General features: G+C 67.2%; 12 protein-coding genes. 4 read left to right on the forward strand and 8 right to left on the reverse strand.

The features are described 5' to 3' along the window. Positions 1-63: 63 nt before the first annotated feature. The 3 genes from GII31_RS11010 to GII31_RS11020 all read left to right on the forward strand — a co-directional run bounded on the left by GII31_RS11010 (position 64) and on the right by GII31_RS11020 (position 10531). Positions 64-3771 carry an ABC transporter ATP-binding protein gene (locus tag GII31_RS11010; protein ID WP_260840439.1) on the forward strand — a complete coding sequence of 1236 codons (3708 nt, stop codon included), beginning with the start codon at positions 64-66 and terminating at the stop codon, positions 3769-3771. Between the two features lie 79 nt (positions 3772-3850). Then, positions 3851-4840, forward strand: a complete 990-nt coding sequence (locus GII31_RS11015) for an ABC transporter substrate-binding protein (RefSeq protein WP_213249464.1) — start codon at positions 3851-3853, stop codon at positions 4838-4840. Positions 4841-5056: 216 nt separating this feature from the next. Continuing rightward, entirely contained in the window at positions 5057-10531 is a 5475-nt protein-coding gene (locus tag GII31_RS11020) for an ATP-binding protein (RefSeq protein WP_213249466.1), read from the forward strand. Positions 10532-10760: 229 nt separating this feature from the next. On the opposite strand, the gene hisG is transcribed toward GII31_RS11020, so the two are convergent. The 5 genes from hisG to metH all read right to left on the reverse strand — a co-directional run bounded on the left by hisG (position 10761) and on the right by metH (position 18528). Beyond that, positions 10761-11606, reverse strand: a complete 846-nt coding sequence (gene hisG / locus GII31_RS11025) for an ATP phosphoribosyltransferase (RefSeq protein ID WP_213249468.1) — start codon at positions 11604-11606, stop codon at positions 10761-10763. A 55-nt stretch (positions 11607-11661) separates the two neighbouring features. Beyond that, positions 11662-11925 carry a phosphoribosyl-ATP diphosphatase gene (locus GII31_RS11030; protein ID WP_213249469.1) on the reverse strand — a complete coding sequence of 88 codons (264 nt, stop codon included), beginning with the start codon at positions 11923-11925 and terminating at the stop codon, positions 11662-11664. A 35-nt stretch (positions 11926-11960) separates the two neighbouring features. After that, positions 11961-12653 carry an HAD family hydrolase gene (locus tag GII31_RS11035; protein WP_213249471.1) on the reverse strand — a complete coding sequence of 231 codons (693 nt, stop codon included), beginning with the start codon at positions 12651-12653 and terminating at the stop codon, positions 11961-11963. Between the two features lie 48 nt (positions 12654-12701). Beyond that, a complete protein-coding gene (locus GII31_RS11040) occupies positions 12702-14171 on the reverse strand; it encodes a hypothetical protein (protein WP_213249473.1) in 1470 nt (489 codons plus the stop codon). Between the two features lie 778 nt (positions 14172-14949). Further along, positions 14950-18528, reverse strand: coding sequence for a methionine synthase (gene metH / locus GII31_RS11045; RefSeq protein WP_213249475.1), 3579 nt, complete (start codon positions 18526-18528; stop codon positions 14950-14952). Positions 18529-18579: 51 nt separating this feature from the next. Between metH and GII31_RS11050 the strand changes: the two genes are divergently transcribed. After that, the gene (locus tag GII31_RS11050) at positions 18580-19461 is read left to right on the forward strand and encodes a PAC2 family protein (protein ID WP_213249477.1); all 882 of its coding nucleotides are present in this window, start codon (positions 18580-18582) and stop codon (positions 19459-19461) included. Positions 19462-19489: 28 nt separating this feature from the next. Here the strand turns inward: GII31_RS11050 and GII31_RS11055 are convergent, their stop codons facing one another. From GII31_RS11055 to GII31_RS11065, 3 genes are read right to left on the reverse strand one after another with little or no spacing between them, the layout of a single operon-like run. Then, positions 19490-19798, reverse strand: a complete 309-nt coding sequence (locus GII31_RS11055; RefSeq protein WP_213249479.1) for a hypothetical protein — start codon at positions 19796-19798, stop codon at positions 19490-19492. 54 nt (positions 19799-19852) lie between these two features. Next, entirely contained in the window at positions 19853-21091 is a 1239-nt protein-coding gene (mshC, locus tag GII31_RS11060) for a cysteine--1-D-myo-inosityl 2-amino-2-deoxy-alpha-D-glucopyranoside ligase (RefSeq protein WP_260840440.1), read from the reverse strand. A gap of 58 nt (positions 21092-21149) precedes the next feature. Continuing rightward, positions 21150-21359 (reverse strand): CsbD family protein, encoded by a 210-nt coding sequence (locus GII31_RS11065; RefSeq protein WP_213249483.1) that lies wholly within the window; start codon positions 21357-21359, stop codon positions 21150-21152. Positions 21360-21428 lie beyond the last annotated feature (69 nt).

A 21428-nucleotide genomic window follows, 5' to 3' on the forward strand; every position in this document is an offset into this window, starting at 1 on the left:
GCGTCCGAGTCCATTAATACACGCATCGTTGATTTATTGTGGTACTCGACTTAGGGTTGCCTCATGTCTGATTCGGCGAGAGATTCGACCATCTCACTGTCCACAGTTCTGAGCCGCCGACGAGGCATGCTCACCGTCGCCTCGGTCGTCGCGATCATCGCCGCGGGCCTGCGGCTGGCGCCCTATGTGGCCGTGTACGCGGTCACCACCACCCTGTTCGGCGACGACACAGGACCGGGCGCGGGATCGGGCACCGACGAATCGGGCGCGATCGCCTCCATCGCGATGTGGGTGGCGATCGCGATCATCGTCCGGGCCGTGGCCGCCGCCGTCAGCAGCCATCTCGCCCATGTCGCCGCCTATCAGGCGCTGTTCGACCTGCGGGTGGCGCTGGTCGGCAAACTACGCCGGATGCCGCTGGGCGCGGTGCAGCGTCGGCCCGCCGGTGAGGTGAAGAAGATCCTCGGCGACGATGTGGAACAACTCGAAGAAGCGCTGGCACACGGGATTCCCGATGCCGCCGCGGCCGTGGCGGTACCGCTCACCACCACGATCCTGCTGTTCGTGGTCGATTGGCGGCTGGCGCTGGTGGCACTGGCGGCACTCGTGCTGGTGGTGGTGGTCAGCGGCATCGGCATGGGTCTGGCGCAGAAGTCCAATGTGGAGTTCATGGCGGTCATCGCCCGCATGAACGTCTCGGTGCTGGGATTCTTGCAGGGCATCAAGGTGATCCGTGGTTACCTACGTCCCGAGGCCGGCTACTTCCAGGCTCGCGACGACATCGAGGCCTGCGTCACCGAACAGTTCAAGGTCGCCAAGGGTCCGCTCCTGTGGGTGGTCTCCGCGATGAGCGCCCTGGCCGGTCTCGCCGTCGCCATGCTCATCCCGATCACGGGCACCGGCCTGGTCAACGGCTGGGTGGACCTGGGCACCGCAACACTGTTCCTGCTGATCGCGCTGGCCTACCTGAGTCCACTGATGGGTCTGGTGGGTGTGCTGGCCACCATCATCACCCGCATCCAGTTCTCCGGTCAGGCCATCGGCGAACTGCTCGCCGAACCCGAACTGCGGCAACCGGGCACACCGCGGCGTCCCCACGCCTCCGGCCCGCCGGCCGTCACCTTCATCGATGCCGGATTCACCTATGCGAGGACCGTCGGCGACCACGGTGAGCCCGATACCGGCGGTCCGGGCACCGACGGGCAGGAGACTGTTCCCGACCCACCGGCACCGGTCCTCGACGGCTTCGACCTCACCGTCCCGGCAGGCACCTCGATCGCGATCGTCGGCGCCACCGGATCTGGCAAGTCGACCATCGGCCGGCTGATCGCCCGGTTCTGGGACGTCGACACCGGCTCGGTGCGGGTCGGTGATGTCGACGTCCGCGACTACTGCGCTGCCGACCTCGCCGAGACCGTCGCATTCGTCCAACAGGACGAGTACATCTTTGCCGGAACCCTGTTCGACAACATCCGCGTGGCCCGCCGCGGAGCCACCGACGACGAGGTCCACGCCGCCGCACGCGCCGCCCAGCTCGACGATGTCGCCGCCGGACTGCCCGACGGCCGGCGCACCGAACTCCCCGCCGACGGCGGACTGTCCGGCGGTCAGCGGCAACGCGTGTCGATCGCCCGAGCCCTCCTCAAAAACGCGCCGGTCATCATCCTCGACGAGGCGACCGCCGCACTCGACCGGGACACCGAGGAACGAACCCTCGCCGCCATCGCCTCGCTCACCGCCGGGCGCACCACCATCGCGATCGCCCACCGGCTCTCCACGATTCTGGCCGCCGACGAGATCATCCACCTGGACGCCGGACGGATCGTCGCACGTGGAAAACACGAGGACCTGCTTGCCACCGACGCCGGCTACCGCGACCTGTGGCGGGACTACGAGGCCGCCGACGGCTGGGCGCTGGCGGCCGACACCGAACCGGCCATTCCCGTCACCGGACCAGCACCCGACAGCGTCGCGGTCCCGGCCGGCAAGACGCACGACGAATGGAGTCGGGCCGCGCTGGACATGGTCCGCCCCGGTCTCGGCGACATGGGTTTCGCCGGCCAATGGCGGACGATGCTGGGCCGCAACTGGGCCGACCTGGTGCGTCAAGGTGTGCCCCGGCTCGTCTGCGAATCACTGGTCCGAGGTATCCCGATCTTGGCGGTGTACCTGTTCGTGCGGGCTGCCGTCGATCACGTCGACGGCAGCGGTGAGATGACCACCGGGCTGGTGTGGTCGCTGTTCGGTCTGGTCCTGACCGGAATGGTGGCGCGGTTGCTGGCCGCCAACTGGGTCAACAAGACCGTCTTCGGCATCGCCGCACGCGGCAAGGCCGACCTTCAACTCTCGATCCTCGAACACCTGCGCCGGATCCCGCTGGGCTACTTCGACCGCGCCGACCCGAGCCGTACCGCCTCGACCATCACCAACGACGCCACGATGGTCGACTTCCAGAACGTGCCGCAGTTGGTGGTGGCCTCGACGCTGCAGCCGGCATACATGGCGGTCGTACTGCTCGCCGTGGACTGGCGGCTCGGGCTGTGCGCGCTGGCCGGTGTCCCGCTGTTCCTGGGCGCGACCGCGATCAGTGACCGGATCTACCGCGATGCCTTCGCCGAAGTGCACACCGCCCGGGCCGGGGCCGCGCTGACACTGCTGGAACAGGCGCGCGGTGCGGCGGTGGTACGGGCCAACCCGGGGTCGATGTTCGCCGAACGCTACCGGGACGCCGTCGACACCGTGCGTTCCGCCAGTATCGCGATGTCGGTGCGGGCACTGCCCGCCTCGGCACTGGGCGCGATCAGCGTGGAGCTGGGACTGGTGCTGATCATCGCGGTGGGGGCCTCGCTGTTCTCGGCCGGATCGGTGAGCGCCTCGGTGCTGCTGGTCTTCCTGATGCTGGCCCTGGTGATGTATCAGCCCATCCAGGAACTCAACGAACTGGCCGGGTATCGCCGCAACCAGCAGCAGATCGCCCGCAAGATCGCCGAGATCTGGGACGAGCCCGCCCTGCCCGAACCCGCCACACCCGCCCCGCTGACCGACCGGGCCTCGGTCACCTTCGACCGGGTCGGATTCTCCTATCACGGTGACCGGGCCGCGCAGGTTCTCACCGATGTGTCGTTCACCGTTCCCGCCGGCACCATCACCGCACTCGTCGGCCCGTCAGGTGCGGGCAAGTCAACGGTCGCCAACCTCGTGGGCCGATTGTGGGATGTGACCGACGGACGCGTCCTGGTCGGCGGCACCGACGTCCGCGAGCTGGGATCCGAGCAGGTGACGGGCCTGGTGACCACCGTGTATCAGGACAGCTACCTGTTCGCCGAGTCGGTGCGGTTCAACCTGCGGATCGGCCGTCCCGCCGCCACCGACGAGCAGATCTGGGCGGCCCTGGCCGCGGCACAGTGCGACGACGTGGTCCGGGCGCTCGCCGGTGGCCTCGACGAACGACTCGACGAGGGCGGTACCAACCTCTCGGGCGGCCAGCGCCAGCGGCTGTGCATCGCTCGCGCACTGCTCAAGGACTCACCGATCGTCCTGCTCGACGAGGCCGTCGCCTCGGTGGACCCGACCACCGAGGCCCGCATCCAGCGGGCGCTGGCCACCCTGATGGCCGGCCGGACGGTCATCGTGATCGCGCACCGAATGAACACCGTCCGCAATGTCGACCAGATCGTCGCTCTCGACGGCGGCCGGGTCGTCGCCGCCGGATCACCCGCCGAGGTGCTGTCGGGGTCGTACGGGCTGCCGGTGACGGAGAAGTACACCTAGACCGGCGTTCCACCGCTCACCGCCCCAACCGGCGGTCCCGACCCGATCACCCGCCGCCGACGATATGGAGACGACACAAATGCGAACACGATCGAGCAGTACCGCCCGCGCGACACTGGTGCTGATCGTCGCCGGCGTCCTTGGCCTGGCCGGCTGTTCCGAGCACGACGACCGGGATACCCTGGCGTCATCGGGACGGTTCGGGCCGGTCACGATCTCGCACGCCTTCGGTGAGACCACCCTCACCGACAAGCCCACCCGCATCGTCGCGCTGGGAGTGGCGGCCACCGACGCACTGCTCGCCCTGGCGCCGGAGACGCTCGTCGGCGCGGTGGCCGGTCCTGTGACCCCGTCGGGGGTCTCGCCCTGGCAGCAGAACCTTCTGGACACCGACCGCGTCACCCTGCTCAGGATGGACAATGTCGGCGGATTCGACCGCGAAGCGATCCTGTCGGCGGAACCCGACCTCGTGCTCGCCCAGGAGGCGGCCAACGCCGAGCAGCTGTACAGGGCGTTCGACGGGATCGTGCCGGTGGTCGCGTTCCACGAATCGACGCTGGGCGATTCGTGGCAGACGGTGACCCGCGACGTGGCCCGGGTCGTCGGCGACGAGCGTGGCGGCGAGCGGTTGATCGCCGCCGCAGAACAGGTGGGCGCCGACGCCCCGCCCGGCGCCGCCGGCAAGACGTGGATGTTCGTCGCCTCGCCCACCGTCGGCAAGGTCAACGTGCTCAAGAACCCGGACGACCCGATGTGCCGGTTCTTCGACTCCTTCCGCTTGCGTCTGGCTCCGCGGCTCGCCGGCCTGCCCGACAACGCGCAGAACCCGGGCACCGTCGTGATCTCCGAGGAGAACTACGGGTTGCTCTCGGCCGACTTCGTCATTGTCATGGCCGCGGGCGATCCGGCGTCCACCGCACTGCTCGACTCGCCCATCTATCGGCGCGCGGTCGGCGGGTCCGTCGTCTGGCAGGCAGAACCGACCGTCGCGATGGCCTTGCGCTCACCCACCATGCTGGCCACGCCCTGGGTCGGCGGCCGGCTCACCGAACAACTGGCCCGGCTGTGACCGCTCCGCTCCCGCGCCGGGTCGCCATACCCGCATCGTGATCGGCCGGGCCGCCGTGGCGACATAAACGTCGCATATCCCACTTTTGATGCGTGCTACTTGGTAGTAGCGCGGATCACCCACACAATGGGGTACTCGGAGGATCACATCCGGCGCCCATCCCGGTGGCCGAACGGTTCCCGCAGACGACCACTTGGTGAATGGAGCGAGTAGACGATGTTCAGCAGAATCGCCATCGTGAACCGTGGCGAAGCAGCCATGCGACTGATTCACGCGGTGCGGGATCTCGCCGCCGAGACGGGTGCGACGATCGAGACGATCGCCCTCTACACCGACGTCGACCGCAACGCCACGTTCGTGCGTGAAGCCGACATCACCTACGACCTCGGGCCCGCCTCGGCCCGGCCGTACATCGACCTCAAGGCACTGGAGCAGGCGCTCGTCGCCACTCGCGCCGAAGCAGCCTGGGTCGGTTGGGGTTTCGTCGCCGAGGACCCCGCCTTCGCCGAACTGTGCGCGCAGATCGGTGTCACGTTCATCGGCCCGAGCCCCGACGCGATGCGCAAACTGGGCGACAAGATCGGTGGCAAGCAGATCGCCGAATCGGTGGGTGTTCCGGTCGCTCCGTGGAGCGGTGGCGCGGTCGATACCCTGGACGACGCCATCGCCGCGGCCGACGCCATCGGATACCCGATGATGCTGAAGGCGACCGCCGGTGGCGGCGGCCGCGGCATCCGCGTGATCACTCAGGAAAGCGACCTGGTCGAGGCCTACGAGCGCACCCGTCAGGAAGCCGCCCGGTCGTTCGGCAGCAGTGTCGTATTCCTCGAACGCATGGTCTCCGGTGGACGTCACGTCGAGGTGCAGGTCATCGCCGACGGCCAGGGCACCGCCTGGGCGCTGGGTGTGCGCGACTGTTCGATCCAGCGCCGCAACCAGAAGGTGATCGAGGAATCGGCCTCGGTCGTGCTGCGCCCCGACCAGGTCACCCAGCTCAAGGAATCGGCCGAACGCCTGGCCGTGGCCGTCGGCTACTCCGGCGCGGCCACCGTCGAATTCCTGTACCACCCCGGCGAGGAACTGTTCGCCTTCCTGGAGGTCAACACCCGACTGCAGGTGGAGCATTCGGTCACCGAACTCACCACCGGCACCGACCTGGTGCGCGCCCAGTTGTGGGTGGCCGCCGGCAACAAGCTCGAAGGCACCCCGCCATCCGAACGCGGTCACGCCGTCGAAGCACGCCTGAACGCCGAGGATCCCGACCGCGACTTCGCACCCGCACCGGGCCGCATCGCGATGCTCGACCTTCCGGCGGGCCCCGGTGTGCGCGTGGACACCGGTGTCAGCGAAGGCGACACCATCCCCGCCGACTTCGACTCGATGATCGCCAAGATCATCGCCTACGGCGCCGACCGCGTGCAGGCGCTGGGCCGGTTGCGCCGCGCCATGACCGAGACGCGCGTCATCATCGAGGGCGGCGCCACCAACAAGGGTTTCGTCCTCGATCTGCTCGATCAGCCCGAGGTCATCGACGGCTCCGCCGACACCGGCTGGATCGACCGGGTCCGCGGTGAGGGCCGACTCATCTCGCACCGCCACATCGGTGTGGCGCTGGCGCTGGCGGCCATCGACATCTACGAGGAGGACGAGCAGGGCGAACAGCATCGTCTGCTCACCACCGCGGCCGGGGGCCGGCCGCAGGTGCAGCATCACAGCGGCCGACCGCTCGACCTCAAACTGCGTGGCGCCACCTACCGGGTGCGGGCCGCCCGGGTCGGTGCCAACCGGTTCCGCATCGGCATCGACGCCGGTGCCGAGACACAGACCGCAGAGATCGACCTGCACCGATTCGACCACCATTCCGGCCAGATCGTGGTCAACGGTGTGCGCCACCGCGTCACCACCGGCACCCACGGACCCGTGCACCTCATCGAGGTCGACGGCATCACCCACCGGGTCAGCCGTGATGAGGGAGGCGTAGTCCGCGCCCCCGCCCCCGCCCTGGTGGTGGCCACACCGCTCGAGGTGGGCGCCGAGGTCGAGGCCGGCGATCCGGTCCTCGTCCTGGAGAGCATGAAAATGGAGACGGTGCTGCGCGCACCGTTCCGCGCCCGCCTCACCGACTGCGTGGTGACCGTCGGATCGCAGGTCGAGTCGGGTGCTCCCCTGCTGCGTCTGGAAGAACTCGCCGACGACGACAGCGCGGACGACGACGCCGGAGCGACGTCGGCACAGGCCGAACTGGATCTGCCGCGGGTGCCCGCCGACCGCGGCGCCGACGAACTGTTGGTGCGCCACCAGGAACACCTGCGCAGCCTGCTGCTCGGCTACGACATGGGCCCGCACGGCGGCCGGATCGTCGACGACTACATCGCCGCCCGCGCCGCGGCCACCGCTGACGGTCATCGGCAGATCGCCGCCGAACTCGACCTCCTCGAGGTGTTCACCGACCTGGCCGACCTGACCAACATCGGGCCGTCCGACCGCTACCGGCAGAATACCGAGGACGACGACGGCCTCGGGCATGTGCACAGCGCCCGCGAATACTTCCACACCTACCTGCGCAGCCTCGACGTCGAACGCGCCGGACTGCCCGAGTCGTTCCGCTCGACGCTGACCAAAGCGCTCCGGCACTACGGGGTGACCGAACTCGACCGCTCGCCGGAACTCGAATCGAGCGTCTACCGGATCTTCCTGGCCCAGCAGCGGTCGGAGACAGGCGTGGTCATTTCGCTGCTGCGCGAGTGGCTGCGCGAACCCGTCCCGGACAGCGCCATCGCCGGGCAGGTCGCCGTCGCCCTCGAACGGCTCGTCGGCGTCACCCAGGTGCGTTTCCCGCGAATCGCCGACGTGGCCCGCGGCGTGGCCTACGCCTGGTTCGCGCTGCCCGTGCTGCGCCGCGATCGTGCCCGCGTGTACACCGCCGTCCGCAAGTCGTTGCAGTATCTCGACGTGCATCCCGATGCCGCCGACCGGGCCGAGCGGATCGCGGAGATGGTCCCGAGCACCCAGCCGCTGGTGCGGCTGCTCGCCCAGCGACTCGCGCGCGGCAACTACGACAACGCCGTCATGCTCGAGGTCCTCACCCGCCGCTACTACGGCAACAAGGGCCTCAACGACCTGCGGGTCCGGGAGATCGCCGGCTGCGACTTCGTGGTCGCCGACCGGCACAAGGTGACCGTCGCCTCCGTCGCGGTCAACTACGGCTCACTCGATGCCGCGGTCCGCGGCCTGATCGAACTCGCATCGTCGAGTTCGGTTCCGGTGCTCGCCGACATCTACCTGAGCTGGGAACGCCAGCCCGCTTCGTTCGACGAGATGGTGAACGCGCTGCACGAGATCGTGTCGGCACGCCCGATCCCGGAACAGCTGCAACGGATCACCGCCACCGTCGCGGGCGCCGGTAGCACCGTGATGCATCACCACTTCACGTTCCGGCCGTCGTTGTCGGGGCTCACAGAGGACCGCCTGATCCGCGGTCTGCACCCGCACATCGCGCAGCGGATGCAGATGGAGCGGCTACACAAGTTCGATCTGACCCGGCTCCGCTCGTCCGACGACGAGGAGATCTACCTGTTCCGGGCCGTCGCCAAGGAGAATCCGTCCGACGATCGCCTGATCGCGTTCGCCCAGGTCCGTGACCTGACTCCGCTGCGCGACCAGGACAACAGCATCCTCGTCTACCCGACCGCCGAACGCACCATCGCGACCTGTCTGGATTCGGTCCGGCGGGCCCACGCCCGGCGCCCGGCGGCGACCCGGTTCAGCACCAACCGTGTGGTGCTGTATGTGTGGCCACCGATCGCCGCGACCCGTGAGGAATTGCAGGGCATCGCCGACCGTGTGCTGCCGACGACCGCCGGTGCGGGTCTGGAGGAGATCCTGATCATCGGCCGCCGCCCCGACGAGGAGTCCGGCGAACTGGTCAAGACGGCGATCCACCTGAGTTTCGATGCCGCCGGCAACGCGGTCGTCGACTACGACACCCCGATCGGCGAGCCTGTCGAACCGATCAACGCCTACCGGCAGAAGGTGCTGCGCGCAGCCGCCCGCGGCAACGTGTACCCGTACGAGCTGGTCGACCTGCTGGGTGATTTCACCGAACACGACCTGTCCGACGACGGCACGCTGGTCCCGGTCGACCGCCCGAAGGGCCTGAACTCGGCGGCCATCATCGCCGGACTGGTGACCACCGCCACCGCCAAGTACCCGAAGGGCATCACCCGCGTGGTGCTGCTGGGCGACCCGACCAAGGCACTCGGTGCGCTGTCGGAGCAGGAATGTCGCCGCGTCATCGCCGCCCTCGAACTGGCCGAGGAACGCAACATTCCGCTGGAGTGGTACGCCCTGTCGGCCGGTGCCCGGGTGTCGATGGAATCGGGCACCGAGAACATGGACTGGGTGGCCGCCGCACTCAAGAAGATCGTCGAATTCACCCAGGACGGCCGCGAGATCAACATCGTCGTCGCGGGCATCAACGTGGGTGCCCAGCCGTACTGGAACGCCGAAGCGACGATGCTCATGCACACCAAGGGCATCCTCGTGATGACACCCGAATCGGCGATGGTGCTCACCGGCAAGCAGGCGCTCGACTTCTCCGGCGGCGTGTCCGCCGAGGACAACTTCGGTATCGGTGGCTATGACCGCGTGATGGGGCCCAACGGCCAGGCCCAGTACTGGGCGCCGAATCTCACCGCGGCCCGCGACATCCTGATGTCGCACTACGACCACACCTACGTCGTGCCCGGGGAGACCGCACCGCGCAGCACCGTCACCGCCGACCCCACCGACCGCGACATCAGTCCGTTCCCGCATGTGCTGGCGGGCAGCGACTTCGCCACCGTCGGTGACATCTTCTCGGCCACCGCCAACCCGGACCGTAAGAAGCCGTTCGACATCCGCACGGTCATGCGCGCTGTTGCCGACCAGGATCATCCGGTGCTCGAGCGCTGGGCGAACATGGCCGACGCGGAAACCTCCGTGGTCACCGACGCGCATCTGGCCGGGCGGCCGGTCTGCCTCGTCGGTATCGAGTCGAAGGCCGTGCCCCGGACCGGGTTCCCGCCGTCGGACGGCCCGGACACCTACACCGCCGGCACCCTGTTCCCGAGTTCGTCGAAGAAGACGGCGCGGGCGATCAACGCGGCCAGCGGCAACCGTCCGCTGGTGGTGCTGGCCAATCTGTCCGGCTTCGACGGCTCACCCGAGTCGATGCGCCGACTGCAGCTGGAGTACGGTGCCGAAATCGGCAGGGCCATCGTCAATTTTGAAGGTCCGATCGTCTTCTGCGTGATCTCGCGGTATCACGGCGGTGCGTTCGTAGTGTTCTCCAAGACACTCAACCCGAAGATGACTGTCCTCGCAGTCGACGGCTCATTCGCCTCCGTGCTGGGCGGCGCCCCCGCAGCGGCCGCCGTGTTCGGCGGCGAGGTGTCACACCGCACGGCCGCCGATCCTCGGGTACAGGAACTCCGCACCCGGACCGAGACCGCCGACGGAGCCGAACGCACACTGCTGGAGGCCGACTTGGAGGACATGCGCACCTCTGTCCGCGCCGAGAAGCTCGGTGAGGTCGCCGCCGAGTTCGACAAGATTCACAGCATCCGGCGCGCGGTGGAGGTCGGATCGGTCGACGCGGTGATCCCCGCCGCCGAACTGCGGCCGCGAATCATCGCCGCCCTCGGCGACTGACCCATCTCGCCGGTTGAGGTGCGAGGTCGCCCGGCGACCGAGCCTCGAAACCTCGTGAGCGGACATGGTTCGCTCACCGGGTTTCGAGGCTCGTCGCTGACGCTCCTCACACCTCAACCACCGAGGTGTTGCGGTGTGAGTTGGTCCGGCGACCCGACTTCGCCGGTTGAGGTGCGAGGTCGCCCGGCGACCGAGCCTCGAAACCTCGTGAGCCGTCAGGCGGGGTGTGTCAGAAGCGGCAGGAGCGGATGTCGGTGGCCAGGATGGCCTTTGCGCCGAGTTCGGACAGATCGTCCATCAGGTTTTGGTGCTGTTTGCGCGGGACCATCGCGCGGACGGCCAGCCAGTCCGGGTCGGCGGTCGGCGAGACTGTCGGCGACTCGATGCCCGGGGTGATCACCGACGCCTGTTCCAGTAGCGACTTGGGGCAGTCGTAGTCGATCATCACGTATTGCTGGCCGAACACCACGCCCTGCACGCGGGCGATGAACTGGCGGGCGGCCTTGTCCGGTTCGGCACCGGGCCGAGAGATCAGTACGGCCTCCGAATCGCAGAGGGCCTCCCCGAATGCGACGAGGCCGTGTTGACGCAGCGTGCGTCCGGAGCCGACGACGTCGGCGATGGCATCGGCCACGCCGAGCTGGATGGAGATCTCGACGGCGCCGTCGAGCCGGATGATCTCGGCGGTGATACCCCGGTCGGCGAGGTCGCGGCGCACCAGATTGGGGTATGAGGTGGCGATACGCTTTCCGGCGAGGTCGGCGACGGTCCAGTCCTGTCCGGCGGGCGCGGCATAGCGGAAGGTCGAGGCGCCGAATCCCATGGCGATCTGTTCGTCGACCGCGGCGCCGGAGTCACCGGCCAGGTCGCGGCCGGTGATGCCCAGGTCGAGGGTGCCCTGGCCGACGTAGATGGCGATGTCTTTGGGCCGCAGGAAGAAGAACTCGACGTCGTTGTTGTTGTCGAGAACGGTCAGGTCTTTACTGTCGGAACGTTTCCGGTATCCGGCTTCGGCGAGCACGGCGGATGCGGATTCGCTGAGGGCGCCCTTGTTGGGCACTGCCACACGCAACATGGTGGGTAGGTCCTTTGACGAGATGGGACTGTGAAAGGTGTTGGGTTCTAACGGTTCACAGATGTCGGTAGACGTCGTCGAGGGTCAGGCCACGCTTGATCATCATCACCTGCAGCCAGTACAGCAGCTGGGAGATCTCCTCGCCGAGCGACTCGTCGGACTCGTGTTCGGCGGCCAGCCACACCTCGCCGGCCTCTTCGATGATCTTCTTGCCCAGGGTGTGTACCCCGTTGTCGAGGGCGGCGACGGTGCCGCTGCCCTCCGGGCGGCTCGATGCCTTGTCGCTCAGCTCCGCGAACAGCTCCTCGAAAGTCTTCACGATGGCCTATTCTCGCACGCCGTGAGCGAGCGAACCTAATGGATATGCCCGTGTTCTCCGGTCCACGCGGCAACAAGATCGTCAAAGCTGATTCCGGCCAGTGACGTGCGGAAGCTGCGCAGCGACCCCTTGGGCACGGGGACGGCAGACGGGACGACGAGTGTCGGGCAGCCCGCCGTGGTCGCGGCCAGGGTTCCGGTCGGCGAGTCCTCGACGGCCAGGCACGCGCCGGGGTGCTGCCCCACCAGTTCGGCGGCCCGCACGTACAGGTATGGCTGTGGCTTTCCCGCGACTACCTCGTCGGAACAGACGGTCGCCGCGAACCGATGGCGGCCGAGGGTGTCGAGCGCGATGTCGGTGAGTTCGCGGATCGTGTTGGTGACCAGCACCGACGGAATGCCGCGGTGGACGAGCAGATCGAGTACCTGTTCGGCGCCGGGACGCCACGGCAGGCCGTCGCCGAACAGGATCGCGACCTGATCGATGATCCAGCGGCTGTCGCCCGCCAGATCACGGTCGCCGGGTGCGACGTCGGCGGCGTCGTGAACCTTTGTGATCGCATCGGGAAGCGAGTTGCCCAGGGTTGATTCGCGCAGTGCCGCACTCATGGTGATGCCGTGCCGCAGCGTGAACTTTTCGACCGCGATGTCCCAGATCGGTTCGGAGTCCAGCAGGGTGCCGTCCATGTCCCACAGGACGGCGGCCGGTGCCACGGGTGCGGTACTCATGGAAGACCATGATTCCCGAGGTTGCGGTCAGGGTTGCAAACCCACAGCTCAGATGGCGTTCGGATGTCGATCCTGGCGCAGTATTCCGGGTAGCGGGTGCGCACCGCGACGGAGCGTGTGGGCGACCGCGTACACCAGTGTCAGCGCGGACAGTCCCATAGCGGTGGCGCACATCGCCAGGGTGCCGTCACCGCGGCCGGAGGTGTACCCGTCGGCTCCCCCTCCGCCGTGCGCCCCACCCGGACCACCCGGACCACCCGGACCGCCCGGGCGGGCGGCTCCGGTGGGCACACCCCCGCCGGTGCCCGTCGGCGCGGCCGGGGCATCGGCACCGCCGCCGAAGCCGCCTCGTCCGGCCCCGCCGAAGCCACCCCCACCCATTCCCTGATCACCGCTCAGCGAGGAGTGGTAGACGCCGATCGCGGCGAGTTGGATGAGGACGGGGATGATGACGAACCGCAGCGGCAGGTAGAACGCCAGGACCACACTGAGCACCTCGGCGGCGTAGAAGTACCGATCGTGCATGGCCGGCAGCAGGAACGGCACGATCACCGCACTGGCGGTGGCCACCGCCAGGATCGAGGCCTGGGTCACCGGTGGCTTGCGCCACACCGACCAGGCCAGAAAGGCCACCACGATAGCCCCGGCCACCGCGATGCCCGCGTGTGCCAGCCAGGTGGCGTCCCCGTCGATCGGGACGAGCTGATACAGGTTGGCCGCACCGAGGGTGAGCTTCTTGTAGGAACCGGTCTGATCCAGGTACACCGTCAGCACGTCGTGCAGGGGAGCGCCGGCGAGCAGGGCCGGAACCTCCATGAGCGCGAACACCACCGGAATCGCCACCAGCGATTGCCACGGCAGTTTCCCGCGCAGCAGCAGCCACAGCAGCACCGGCATCACGAACACCGCCTGCAGTTTGAACGAGAGCGCCAGACCGAAGAACGCGCACGCCCACACCGAGTTCCACAGGTACGCCGACCGCTCGATGTCCTCACTCCGGGCCCGCAACAGGAAATAGACTCCGCCGAGTACGAACGCGGAGTAGATGGCGTCGGCCTGACCCCAGTACGCGCTGTTGGCGATGACCGACGGGAGCAGGATCATCACGCCGAACGCCAGCGCCCGCAGCGAGAACCGTTCGGTGCGCAGGGCGACGATCCGATAGGCGAAGAAGGCCAGGACGACGTCGAAGATGATCGAGATCGCCTTGATCCCCACCAGCGCGGGGATGTTGAGTGCCGTCAGAATCCAGATCAGATACAGGTACGGGTAGTTGTAGTCGGCGAACCGTTCGGTGAATGCCTCGGTGCCCTGGGTGTCGAGCACTCCGTACCAGCGACTCAGGAACGCCCGGTAGTCGAGGGTCTCGTTGTCGAGGAACTGCCAGCGGATCACCAGCGCCACGACGATGATCGCACCGAGCACCGACCAGCGCAGCCATCGCGGCGACGCCCCGGTCGGTGTGGGTGGGTCGTCGTTCGGCACCCGGTCCGGGATCGTCAGAGTTGCAGAGGTCATGGGACCATCGTCGTCGTGGTTGCTGTGCACCTGGTGGGAGCGCTCTGCGTCCTTCCTGGCAACCGGCGCCGCAGACACCCGCATCTCGTCCTCCGAAACAATGAATCTCGGTGGTCGGCGTAGTAGCGTCGCTGCGCAACTCCTAGGATTATTCCGTTACATAAACTGAGATGAGGTCTCGATGACTATTGTTCGCAAGGGAATCGGCGTCGCCGCCATTTCCGCAGGAATCGCGCTGACACCCTTTCTATCCCATGCCACCGCAGGCGCAGAACCGCTACCCACCTATCCGATAGGGTGCAACACGAGCTCTCTTGAATCGATCGCGCCGGCCTGCCCATGGATGGCTGACGCCAATATTTTGCGCAAACTGGTTAATATCTTCGGTTCCGGGAGCTCAGAGGCTCCCCATATTCCAGTCATCCCGGTCACCCCGTAACGTCGGTGCTCGCTCGGGCCTCGGGTAGTCGAGATCTGCGACTTCCACATACGATCCCGGTTCCGGTGCCATCTGCAGACAGCGTGGGGTAGGGCGACGTAGACTTACTCACCGCAATGGTGCTCCTCGATCTGGTCCGATTTGATACCTTCGCAAGTTCAATCATCTCAGGTTAGGGCACCATTCTTCATTCACGACACGAAATCGGCGTGAAAGCCCGAGGTTGGACTCCCTGACAGGGGCTGATTCGTTGCCGGCCAGATTGCCACCTTATCCGAGGATTGCCACCGTCTTCAGCAAGGGCGTCGACAGTATTTCCTGGTGAGAGCGCTACATCTACTACGTATTGAAGTACTTCGCTTCGGGATGGTGCAGGACGAAGGCGTCGGTGGACTGCTCGGGGTGCAGCTGCAACTCCTCCGACAGCACCACACCGATCCGGCCCGGCTCGAGCAGGTCGATCATCTTCGCGCGGTCGTCGAGATCGGGGCAGGCGCCGTACCCGAACGAGAAGCGGGCACCCCGATACTCGAGATCGAAGAAGCCCTGCGCGTGCTCGGGGTCCTCCGAGTCGAACGACAGCTCCGACCGGACCCGCTGATGCCAGTATTCGGCGAGGGCCTCGGTCAACTGCACGCCGATGCCGTGGACTTCGAGATAGTCGCGGTAGGCGTCCTCGGCGAACAATGTGTTGGCGAAGTCGGCGATCGGCTGACCCATCGTCACCAGCTGGAATGGCAGCACGTCGACCTGTTCCGCGGCGATGGCGGCCTCGCGGGAGGCGATGAAGTCGGCGATGCACAGGAACCGCGAGCGCTGCTGACGCGGGAACTCGAAAGTGTACCGCACGGGTGCGTCGGGTCGCGGTTCGGTGAGCACATGCACCGCATCGCCCTCGCTGACCGCCGGGAAGTACCCATAGACGACGGCGGCGTGCTGCAGGATGTTCTCGGTCGACAGCCGGTCGATCCAGTACCGCAGGCGCGGGCGGCCCTCGGCCTCCACCAGGTCCTCGTACGACGGTCCGTCGCCGCCGCGGGTTCCGCGCAGTCCCCACTGCCCCAGGAAGAGTGCCCGTTCGTCGAGCAGTTGCATGTAGTCGGCGATGGGTACCCCCTTGATGATGCGGGTACCCCAGAACGGCGGTGTCGGAATCAGGTTGTCGGTGGCGACATCCGAGCGTGCCGGCACCTCTACCGGCACCTCTGCCGCCTTGCGTTTGGCGGCGATCTTCTTGGACCGCTCATGCCTGGCTTTGCGCTCGGCCGTCTTCTTGGCCGCGGCGATGGCCTCGGGGCTGTCCGGCGCCGGCCCCTCCCCCCGTTTTGTGGCCATGATGTCGTCCATCAACCGCAGTCCCTCGAAGGCGTCGCGCGCGTAGTGCACGTCGCCCTCGTAGGTGTCGCTCAGATCGTTCTCGACGTAGGCGCGGGTGAGCGCGGCGCCGCCGAGCAGCACCGGGTAGGCGTCGGCCAGGCCCCGTGAATTGATCTCCTCGAGGTTCTCCTTCATCACCACGGTCGATTTGACGAGCAACCCGGACATGCCGATCACGTCGGCCTTCTTGTCCTCCGCGACCTCCAGGATCGTCGAGATCGGTTGCTTGATACCGATGTTGACGACCTCGTAGCCGTTGTTGGACAGAATGATGTCGACGAGGTTCTTGCCGATGTCGTGCACATCGCCCTTGACGGTGGCCAGCACGATGCGGCCCTTGCCGCTGTCGCCGGTGGACTCCATATGCGGTTCTAGATGTGCCACAGCGGTTTTCATCACCTCGGCCGATTGCAGCACGAACGGCAGCTGCATCTGTCCCGAGCCGAACAGTTCGCCGACCGTCTTCATCCCCGACAGCAGGGTCTCGTTGATGATTTTCAGCGGCGGCACCTCGGTCATCGCCTCGTCGAGATCAGCTTCCAGACCGGCGCGTTCGCCGTCGACGATGCGCCGCTCCAGCCGCTCGAACAGCGGCAGTTTGGCCAGTTCGGCGGCCCGCGATTCGCGTGCCGACGCCGCCGACACGCCTTCGAACAGCTCCATCAGCTTTTGCAGCGGGTCGTAGGTGTCGGTGCGGCGGTTGTAGACCAGGTCGAGGGCAACCTCGCGATGCTCGTCGGGGATACGTGCCATCGGCAGGATCTTGGAGGCGTGCACGATGGCGGTGTCCAGGCCGACCTGGACGCATTCGTGCAGGAACACCGAGTTGAGCACCTGCCGTGCGGCCGGGTTCAGGCCGAACGAGATGTTGGAGATACCGAGGGTGAAGTGGATCTGCGGGTGCGCCTCCTTGATCCGCCGGATCGCTTCGATCGTTTCGATGCCGTCGCGGCGCACCTCCTCCTGACCGGTCGAGATCGGGAAGGTGAGGGCGTCGATGATGATGTCCTCTTCGGACAGCCCCCAGTTGTCGATGATGTCGGTGATCAGGCGTTCGGCGATCGCCACCTTGTGGTCGGCGGTGCGCGCCTGACCTTCCTCATCGATGGTCAGTGCCACCACCGCCGCGCCGTGCTCGACGACCAGGCGCATGATGCGGGCGAACCGCGAGTCGGGTCCGTCGCCGTCCTCGTAGTTGACGGAGTTGACCGCGCACCGGCCACCGAGCGCCTCCAGTCCGGCCTCGATCACTTCGGGCTCGGTGGAGTCGATCATGATCGGCAGCGTCGACGACGTGGCGAAACGGGTGGCCAGGGCCGTCATGTCGGCGGCACCGTCGCGGCCCACATAGTCGACGTTGAGGTCGAGCATGTGCGCGCCGTCGCGGGTCTGGTCCTTGGCCGTGTCGAGGCACTTCTGGTAGTCGCCGGAGATCATCGCCTCGCGGAACGCCTTGGATCCGTTGGAGTTGGTGCGTTCACCGATCACCAGGAAGCTGGCATCCTGGTCGAACGGCACCGCCGTGTACAGCGAGGACGTCTCCGACTGGTGGTCGGGCGTACGCACCGCGGGCGTGACCTGCGCCACGGCCTCGGCGACCTGGCGGATGTGTTCGGGGGTGGTGCCGCAGCAGCCGCCGACGAACGCCAGACCGAACCCGCTCACGAAGTCGCTCAGCGCCACCGCCAGCTCGTCGGGGGCCAGTGGGTACTCGGCGCCGTTGGGGCCCAGTACCGGCAGACCCGCGTTCGGCATCACCGACACCGGAATGCGGGCGTGCTTGGACAGGTAGCGCAGGTGCTCGCTCATCTCGGCCGGTCCGGTCGCGCAGTTCAGGCCGATCATGTCGACGCCGAGGGGCTCGATCGCGGTCAGTGCCGCACCGATCTCCGAACCGAGCAGCATCGTGCCGGTCGTTTCGACGGTGACGTGGGAGATGATCGGGATCGACCGACCCAGGTCGGCCATCGCACGGCGGGCCGCGATCACCGCCCCCTTCACCTGCAGCAGGTCCTGACTGGTTTCCACCAGGATCGCGTCGGCGCCGCCGTCGAGCATGCCGGCCACACACTCGTAATAGGCGTTGCGGATGATCTCGAAGGTGGTGTGTCCGAGGCTGGGCAGTTTGGTGCCCGGACCTATCGAACCGAGCACGAACCGCGGGGTGCCCCCAGCGGAGACGCCCATCTCGTCGGCGACGCCGCGGGCGATCGCGGTGCCCTTGTAGGACAGTTCGCGGATGCGGTCGGCGATGTCGTAGTCGCCCAGATTGGACAGGTTGCAGCCGAAGGTGTTGGTTTCCACGGCGTCGGCGCCGGCCTCGAAGTAGGCTCGGTGGATATCGGCGAGGACGTCGGGCCGGGTGTCGTTGAGGATCTCGTTGCAGCCCTCAAGGCCGTTGAAGTCATCGAGCGTCAGATCCGCGGCTTGCAGCATCGTGCCCATCGCACCGTCGCCGATCAGGACTCGGCGGGACATCGCCGACAGGAACGATGAGTCGTATCCGGCCTGTTCGGTTGCATGCGGTTTACGGTGGGACATGCTTGACAGCTTAGTTCGCCCTTCTTCGCGGTTGGGTCGTAGGCTGGATCAGTGAACGCTGAGCAGCTGTCGAACCTTCCCCGGCTCCGCCGTCCGGTGCTGATCGCCGCATTCGAGGGGTGGAACGATGCGGGCGATGCCGCAAGCGGCGCGGTCGAGCATCTGGCGCTGAATTGGGACGCCCAACACCTCATCGACATCGAATCCGACGACTACTACGACTACCAGGTCAACCGGCCGACCGTGAAGCAGGTCGACGGCGTGACCAGGCGCATCGACTGGCCGACCACGTCCATCTCCTGGTGCAGCCCGGCCGGTGCGGACCGCGACGTCGTGATCATCCGCGGCATTGAACCCAATATGCGCTGGCGTGCCTTCTGCGCCGAGATCGTCGAGGTCTCGCGCGCGCTGGGCGTGGAGGTGACGGTGATGCTGGGTGCGTTGCTCGCCGACACTCCGCACACACGGCCGGTGCCGGTGACCGGCGCCGCATACAGCAGTGAGTCGGCCACGCGCTACAACCTGGCCGAAAGCCGGTACGAGGGACCGACTGGTATCACCGGGGTGCTGCAGGACCTGTTCGTGCAGGCCGGATTGCCGTCGTTGTCGTTCTGGGCGGCGGTCCCGCACTACGTGTCCACCCCGCCCAATCCGAAGGCGACCATCGCCCTGCTGCGGCGCGTCGAGGAGGTGCTCGACATAGAGGTGCCGTTGGGCACGCTTCCCGAGCAGTCCGAGGAATGGGAACGCTCGGTCACCGAGATGACCGAGGACGACGACGAGATCGCCGACTACGTGCGTGGGCTGGAGGAACGCGGTGACGCCGAGGACAACCCCGACGAGCTGATGGCCAAGTTCGACGGGGATGCGCTGGCCGCCGAATTCGAACGGTATCTCAAGCGCCGCGGCGACTCCGGGCCGTTTCCGGGCTGAGGGTCGCTGAGGGGCCGGTGGCGTTGCGCTAGCCGATCCTCTCGATCGACTCGACGGGCGTGGTGATGCGCCAGGTGCGCACGTCCGGGTCGTCGGCCGCGCGCACCCAGAACTGGGCCGATTCGCCGATCCGGCAGCTGCGCACACCCAGGAGCGGGATGTCCTCGGAATCGCGGCGCAGTCTGCTGACCGCCCATTCCTCGCTGTCGGAGACCCCCACCCCGGGTGCCCGGAGCAGCGTCATCTCGTTGAAATCGAGCAAATACGTTGACGTCTGGGTGACGACGGTCCACACTCCCGAATCAGTGTTGGGGGTAATCTCATTCGCGCGAGCCACGAGAGCACTGTACCCAAGCGGACGAGACATCTGTCACCCAGCGCGCATCGGGATTCAGCGCAGGCTGATCCCCAGGAGCGCGTCGACGGCCACCGCGATCTCCGCCGGTGCCGACGCCGACCGGCCGATGCCGGTTTCCACGTCCGCACACCATCCGTCCACCGCGGCGAGCGCCTTCGGGGTGTTCAGGTCGTCGGCCAGATGCTGACGGACCCGGTCGATGACGGGTGCGGCGTCGCGGGCGGCGGTGGCGGCGGCCGCCGAACGCCATCGGTTCAGCCGGGCGATCGCCCGCTCGAGCACGTCGGCGGTCCACATCCGGTCGGTGCGGTAGTGGCTTTCGAGCAGGCCGAGCCGGATCGCCGCCGGGTCCACGCCCTGCTCACGCAACCTGGACACCAGCACGAGGTTGCCCAGGCTCTTGGACATCTTCTCGCCGTCGAGGCCGATCATGCCGGTGTGCACGTAGTGCCGGGCGAAGCGGCGGGTGTCGGTGAGCGCCTCACCGTGTGCGGCGGAGAACTCGTGGTGCGGGAAGATCAGGTCCTGTCCGCCGCCCTGGATGTCGAATTCGACACCGAGGCGGTTGAGTGCGATCGCCGAACATTCGATGTGCCAGCCGGGCCGGCCCGGGCCGTGCGGGGATTCCCACGACGGTTCGCCGGGCCGGGCGGCACGCCACAGCAGGGCGTCGAGCGGATCGCGTTTGCCACGCCGGTCGGGGTCGCCGCCGCGTTCGGCGAAGAACCGGTCCATCGTCGCCCGGTCGTAGCCCGATTCGTAGCCGAACTGTTCGGTGGCGTCGGTGCGGAAGTAGATGTCGGGGTACTCATCGTCGATGATGTAGGCGGCACCGGAGGCGACGAGTTTGCCTACCGCCTCCACCACCTCCTCGACCGATTCGACGGCGCCGATGTAGTCACGCGGTGGAAGCACGCGCAGCGCGGTCATGTCGTCACGGAACAGCTGGGTCTCGCGGGCGCCGAGGTCACGCCAGTCGATTCCGTCGCGGTCCGCCCGTTCGAACAGCGGATCGTCGACGTCGGTGACGTTCTGCACATAGTGCACGTCATGGCCCTGGTCACGCAGTACCCGGTTGATGATGTCGAAGGTCAGATAGGTGGCGGCATGACCGAGGTGGGTGGCGTCGTACGGGGTGATCCCGCATACGTACATGGTCGCGGTCCGGCCGGGGGTGACCGGACGGACCTGCCGGTCGGCGGTGTCATGGAGGCGAAGTGCCGGACCACGGCCGGGGACGACCGGAAGGCTGGGTTGTGGCCACGATTGCATGATGACCACTGTATGGAATGTCGCGCGGGCCTTCCGATCGCCCCCGGCTCGGTCGCGGTCAGTTGCCGCTCAGCGTGTCCTTGATGTCGTCGACCTTCCCCTTGACCGCGTCGGCGGCGTCGGAGATCGCCTGCTTGCCCTTGGCGACGTTCTGGTCGTCGCGTCCTTCGTCCTTGAGCTTGTCGTCGTCGGTGAGACTGCCGACCGCTTCTTTGCCGCGCCCGGCAAGTTCTTCGGCCTTGTTCTTGGCGTCGTCGGCGATGCCCATGCTGCCTCCTTCACTCGGAAGACCACCGCATATGCGGCAGCTGCAAGTCACGATGCCAGATCCTGTCGG

Origin of the sequence: Gordonia pseudamarae (assembly GCF_025273675.1) — a bacterium.
GTDB lineage: Bacteria > Actinomycetota > Actinomycetes > Mycobacteriales > Mycobacteriaceae > Gordonia > Gordonia pseudamarae.